The sequence below is a fragment of the Nocardioides sp. genome, from assembly GCF_031422975.1.
Classification (GTDB): Bacteria; Actinomycetota; Actinomycetes; order Propionibacteriales; family Nocardioidaceae; genus Nocardioides.
The window spans coordinates 1-5,749 of record NZ_JANPEO010000429.1; the positions used below are offsets into that span (position 1 = coordinate 1).

The 5,749-nt window shown below is 67.8% G+C and carries 7 protein-coding genes; all 7 read left to right on the top strand.

From position 1 onward, the window contains the following. A partial coding sequence (locus tag RMO85_RS19670) for a UvrB/UvrC motif-containing protein (protein WP_397203845.1) occupies positions 1–102 on the top strand: 102 nt, incomplete at its 5' end. 256 nt (positions 103–358) lie between these two features. Further along, the gene (locus RMO85_RS12945; RefSeq protein ID WP_310529138.1) at positions 359–1,132 is read left to right on the top strand and encodes an ABC transporter permease; all 774 of its coding nucleotides are present in this window, start codon (positions 359–361) and stop codon (positions 1,130–1,132) included. A 14-nt stretch (positions 1,133–1,146) separates the two neighbouring features. Next, the gene (locus RMO85_RS12950; protein WP_397203847.1) at positions 1,147–1,977 is read left to right on the top strand and encodes an MlaE family ABC transporter permease; all 831 of its coding nucleotides are present in this window, start codon (positions 1,147–1,149) and stop codon (positions 1,975–1,977) included. Positions 1,978–1,982: 5 nt separating this feature from the next. Next, positions 1,983–3,122 (top strand): MCE family protein, encoded by a 1,140-nt coding sequence (locus RMO85_RS12955; protein WP_310529140.1) that lies wholly within the window; start codon positions 1,983–1,985, stop codon positions 3,120–3,122. Continuing rightward, positions 3,119–4,189: an MCE family protein gene (locus RMO85_RS12960; protein WP_310529141.1), complete on the top strand. Its 1,071-nt coding sequence runs from the start codon at positions 3,119–3,121 to the stop codon at positions 4,187–4,189. Before RMO85_RS12955 ends, RMO85_RS12960 begins: the two co-directional genes overlap by 4 nt. Continuing rightward, positions 4,189–5,163: an MCE family protein gene (locus RMO85_RS12965; RefSeq protein WP_310529142.1), complete on the top strand. Its 975-nt coding sequence runs from the start codon at positions 4,189–4,191 to the stop codon at positions 5,161–5,163. Before RMO85_RS12960 ends, RMO85_RS12965 begins: the two co-directional genes overlap by 1 nt. Positions 5,164–5,168: 5 nt before the next feature. Further along, positions 5,169–5,749 (top strand): MlaD family protein (locus tag RMO85_RS12970; protein WP_310529143.1); only part of this gene is annotated, 581 nt, incomplete at its 3' end.

Here is a 5,749-nt window from a genome sequence, read left to right on the forward strand (position 1 = left end):
GCGGCCGCGGCCGAGCTGCAGTTCGAGGTGGCCGCCCGGATCCGCGACGAGGTCAACGAGCTGAAGAAGGAACTGCGCCAGATGATGGAGGCGACGAAGTGAGGAGGAACGCCGGCCGAGGAACGAGGTCGAGCGATTCCGACGAGCGAGGAGCTGCGCGAGCGCAGCGAGCGCCGGCGACGAAGTGAGGAGGAACGCCGGCCGACCCGATCCCGGGGACCAGCGCGCATAACCCGCGTCAGTCCTGACTCGTTGTAGCCCCGTCGCTGAGACGGCGTCACTGGAACACCGATGTCTCGTTGTCCAAAACGAGAACGTGTTCTACTGTTCGTCGGTCCGGTCAGGGAGGGGTGAGCGCATGGGGTTCTCTGCGGTCTCCGTGGTCCGTGGACCCGGCGAACTCGCGGCCATGGTGCTCGACGTCACCAAGCTGACCTTCACCACGCGTTTCCAGTTCCGCGAGTTCATCGAGCAGGCCTGGTTCATCACCAGCGTCACGCTGATGCCGACGATCCTGGTCTCGATCCCGTTCGGTGCGGTGATCTCGCTGCAGGTCGGCAACCTGACCGGCCAGCTCGGTGCCCAGTCGTTCGCCGGCGCCACCGCGGTGCTCGCCACGGTGCGCGAGGCCGCGCCGATCGCCGCGGCGCTGATCATCGCCGGTGCGGCGGGTTCGGCCATCTGCTCCGACCTGGGCGCTCGCAAGATCCGCGAGGAGATCGACGCCATGGAGGTCCTCGGTGTCGATCCGCTCGCGCGCCTCGTCGTACCCCGCGCCCTCGCCACCGTCTTCGTCAGCCTGATGATCATCGGCATCGTGATCTCCGCCGGGATCGGCGGCGGCTACTTCTTCACCGTCATCGTCCAGGGCGGCTCGGCCGGCGCCTTCCTCTCGAGCTTCACCGCGCTCGCCTCGATCACCGACCTCTACGTCGCGATGGTCAAGGCCGCGCTCTTCGGCTTCCTCGCCGCGATCGTCGGCGCCTACAAGGGACTGAACGCCGGCGGCGGCCCCAGCGGTGTCGGCCGCGCGGTCAACGAGAGCGTGATCCTGGCGTTCATGCTGCTGTTCTTCCTCAACGCGATCATCACGGCGCTCTACTTCCAGCTCATTCCACAGCCGGGACTGTGACCCGGGTGAGCGCAGTGGGTCAGGTAGGGACGGCGGTCGTCAGGAGCGGACGCAACCGCCTCGAGGAGTACGGCGACCAGCTGCTCTTCTACGCCAAGGCGCTGGCGTGGACCCCCCGCGCCCTGCGCTGCTATCGGCGCGAGATCTACAACACCCTGGCCGAGGTCGCGTTCGGCGCCGGCGGCCTGACCCTGATCGCCGGCACGGCCGGGGTGATCGCGTTCCTCGCGTTCTTCGCCGGCACCGAGGTCGGCATCCAGGGCTATGCCTCGCTGAGCCAGATCGGCGTCGCCAAGTTCACGGCCTTCATCTCGGCCTACTTCAACACCCGCGAGGTGGCGCCCCTCGTCTCCTCCATCGCACTCGCGGCCACGGTGGGCTGCGGCTACACCGCACGACTGGGCGCCATGCGCATCTCGGAGGAGATCGACGCGCTCGAGGTGATGGGCATCCCGAGCCTGCCGTTCCTGGTGACGACCCGGATGATCGCCGCGTTCATCGCGGTGATCCCGCTCTACATCATCGCGCTGCTGGCGTCCTACCTGTCGCCGCGGCTGATCACCACGCTGATCTACAAGCAGTCGGCGGGTACCTACGACCACTACTTCATCCAGTTCCTGCCACCCATCGACATGCTCTGGTCGTTCCTCAAGCTGATCATCCTGGCGGTGATGATCATCCTGATCCACTGCTACTACGGCTACACCGCGAGCGGCGGCCCGGCCGGCGTCGGCCAGGCCGTCGGCAAGGCCATCCGGACCTCGATCGTCACCGTCGTGGTCGCCGACTTCTTCCTGAGCTTCGCCATCTGGGGCTCGACCACCACAGTGCGGATCACGGGGTAACGGCCGTGCTCGCCAACATTCGCCACGACTCCAGGGCGGAGCATGTCCGGCTGCTCGTGGCCGGTGTCGCCTACGTGACCGCGATGGCCATGCTGATCGCCTTGTCGATCGCGATCTACCAGAAGAAGTTCACCGACGTCACCATGATCACCGTCCAGGCGGACCGTGCCGGGCTCCAGCTCGCCAAGTTCGGCGACGTCCGCATGCACGGCGCGCTCGTCGGCGACGTACGCACCATCGAGCAGGACGGCGAGCAGGCCGTCATCACGCTGGCGCTGCGACCCGAGGCGGCCAGGACGATCCCGGACGACGTGGCCGTCGAGATCTTGCCGACCACGCTGTTCGGGCAGAAGTACGTCTCCCTCATCCCGCCGGCGACCGACGCGTCGACCACGATGCTCACCGACAACACCGTCATCCCTGCCAGCAGGGTGCGCACCAACGTCGAGATCCAGACGATCCTGGCCGATCTGTTCCCGCTCCTGCGCGCGGTCAGGCCGGCCGACCTCAACGCCACGCTCTATGCCCTCTCGCACGCGCTCACGGGCAAGGGCGACGACCTCGGGCAGACGCTCGAGGAGCTGGACGCCTACCTCATCGAGATCAACGACCACCTCCCACAGCTGCGCACCGACATGCGGCTGCTCGCCGAGGTCGCCGAGACCTACGAGCTGGCCGCGCCCGACCTGCTGCGCCTGCTGCGCCACGCGACCGTGTCGGCCCGCACGCTCGTGCAGAAGAAGGCGGAGTTCGCTCAGACCCTGCGCGCCGTCACCGGCCTGTCGGTGAGTGCCCGCAACACGCTCTCCGCCAACGAGCGGGCCCTGGTGGAGCAGGGGAGGTACGCCGTCCCGCTGCTGTCGCTCCTGGACACCTACTCGCCAGAGCTGCCCTGCGTGCTCGACGGGATCGTGCGCCAGAAGGCGAACACCCGCAACGTCTTCCAGGACGACATCATCCACCAGACGCTCGAGCTCGGCGCGCCGCAGCGCAAGGCCTACACGGCAGCCGATGCGCCCGTCTACGGGGAGGTCGGCCACGGTCCGTGGTGCCTGGGGCTGCCGGCCAACTACCAGATGCCGGCCGACTTCCTACCCCTGAAGGACGGCACGACCGACGACGAGCCGGGGGGTGGACTGGAGTGAACAGCCGCAACGCCACCACCCTCGCTGCCGGCATCAAGCTGGGCATCTTCACCCTGGTCTCGATCGTCTTCACCACCACGCTCGCGGTGATCATGGGCGGCATCGGGCTGGGGGAGCACACCGAGTACGGCGGCATCTTCTCCAGCGCGAGCGAGCTGAAGAAGGGCGACGACGTGCGGGTCGCCGGGGTCTCGGTCGGCGAGGTGACCGACGTGGAGATCTACCAGGCCAACCAGGCGAAGGTCTCGTTCACGGTGAAGAGCGACGTCTCGATGACCACCGGCACACGGGCCAGCATTCGCTTCCTGAACCTCGTCGGCGACCGCTACCTGGCCCTCGAGCAGGGCCGCCCCGACGCGAAGCGCCTGACAGAGGGGGCCACGCTGCCGGTCAGCCAGACCCGCCCCGCGCTCAACCTGACCGCGCTCTTCAACGGGTTCCAGCCGCTGTTCGCGGCGCTCGATCCCGAGGACGTCAACCAGCTCTCGATGAACCTCATCCAGGTGCTGCAGGGGGAGGGCGGGACGATCACCGGCCTGCTCCAGCAGACCGGCGAGCTCACCAACTCGTTGGCCGACCGAGATCAGCTGATCGGTGAGGTCGTCGTCAATCTCACCACGCTGATGCAGACCGTCGACGGGCACCACCGGCAGCTCGGCGAGCTGATCACCAACCTCAAGCAGTGGACCGGCAACGTGGCCCGCGACCGCTTCACCATCGGGAGGTCGCTGGCGAACGTCTCCGCGCTCTCGGTGACGCTCTCCGACCTGCTGACGCAGAGCAGGCCGCTTCTCAAGCAGGACGTCGCCCAGCTGCGGCGGCTGTTCACGGTGCTGGCCCGACCGGAGAACAAGGCGCTGCTCGACGAGACCCTGGAGACGCTGCCGACGATGCTGTCGCGGCAGACCCGGATCGGGGTCTACGGGTCCTGGTACAACTACTACCTCTGCCAGTTCACCGGCGGGATCGTGCTCCCCAGCGAGCTGGCCGAGACGCTTCCGCCCGACGTGGTCAAGCAGATCGCGCAGTTCACGATGCACTCGACCGTGGACAGGTGTCAGCGCTGATGGCCCGCCACTCCGATTCCAGGATCCTGCGCCTGGGCGCCATCACCCTGGTGGTGCTGCTGATCGTGATGGCCGCGTCCTTCAACCTGCAGAAGTTCCCCGGCTTCCGCGGCACCACCTACCACGCCGAGTTCATCGACGCGAGCGGCCTGCACGTCGGCAGTGAGGTCCAGGTCGCCGGCATCCGGGTCGGACGAGTGCAGGACATCCGCATCTCGCAGGACAAGGTGGTCGTCGACTTCGAGGTCAAGGACGCCACCCTGGGCGAGGAGTCCAAGGCCGAGGTGCAGGTGCAGAACCTGCTCGGCGAGAAGTTCCTGCACCTGACCACGATCGGCGACGACCGCCTCGAGGCCGGCGGGACGATCCCGGTCGATCGCACCGACGTGACCTTCGACATCGTCGGCACCCTCGGCCAGCTCACCACCCAGACCGAGGACACCCGGAAGAAGTCGCTCTCCGAGGCCCTCGACACGCTTGCCGTGGTGATCGACCAGGCCGCGCCCGAGGTGAAGAGCAGCTTCACCGGCATCTCCCGTCTCTCGCGGACCATCGCGTCGCGCGACGAGGAGATCGGCGACCTGCTGGCGAGCTCGGCGCGGGTCACGAGCCTCCTCGACGAGCGCAAGGGCGACCTGGTGAAGCTGATGGAGAACGCCGACCTCGTCTTCGCGGAGCTCCGCAAGCGCAAGCAGGCGATCCACGACCTGTTGATCAACGTGCGTGAGCTCGCCGACGACCTCGGCGGACTGGTCGAGGACAACCGCGAGCAGCTCAAGCCGACCCTCGACCGGCTCGACGAGGTGCTCACGTTCCTCCAGGCCCGCGAGGACAAGCTGCAGACCCTGCTCCACAACTACGGCCCCTACGTGAACATCCTCGGCAACATCGTCGGCACCGGTCCCTGGTTCGACGCCTACCTCCCCAACGTCACCGGTGTCTTCTCCGGTGAGTTCGTCCCGGGACCGAGGTGACTGACATGTTCGAGCGCGTCACCCCCAAGGCCCTCGGGATCGGGCTGGCCCTGATCCTGGTCGTCGCGGCCGTCGTCTCCTTCCTGCCCAGCACCGACACCAGGACCGCGTCGCTGCACTTCTCCCGCACGGTCGCGATCTACCCCGGCTCCGAGCTGCGGGTCATGGGCGTCAAGATCGGCCAGGTCGACGCCGTGGTCCCCGAGGGCAACTCGGTGCGGCTCGACGTCACCTACGACTCCCGATACACCCTGCCCGCACAGGCCGAGGCCGCGATCGTCACCCCCACCCTCGTCGCCGACCGCTTCGTCCAGGTCTTCCCGGTGTACGCCGAGGGGGAGCCGGCGCTCGAGGACGGCGCCGACGTCCCGATCGAGCGGACCAACACCCCGATCGAGCTGGACCGGATGTACAAGGCGCTCGACGACGTCTCGCTGGCCCTCGGCCCGGAGCCCGGAGAGCAGTCCGGGCCGCTCAACAACGTCCTCACGGCCGGGGCCAAGGCACTCGAGGGCAACGGCGAGCTCGGCGGCGAGGCGATCCGCAACCTGTCCGCCGCCGTCGAGACCTTCAGCGACAATCGCGG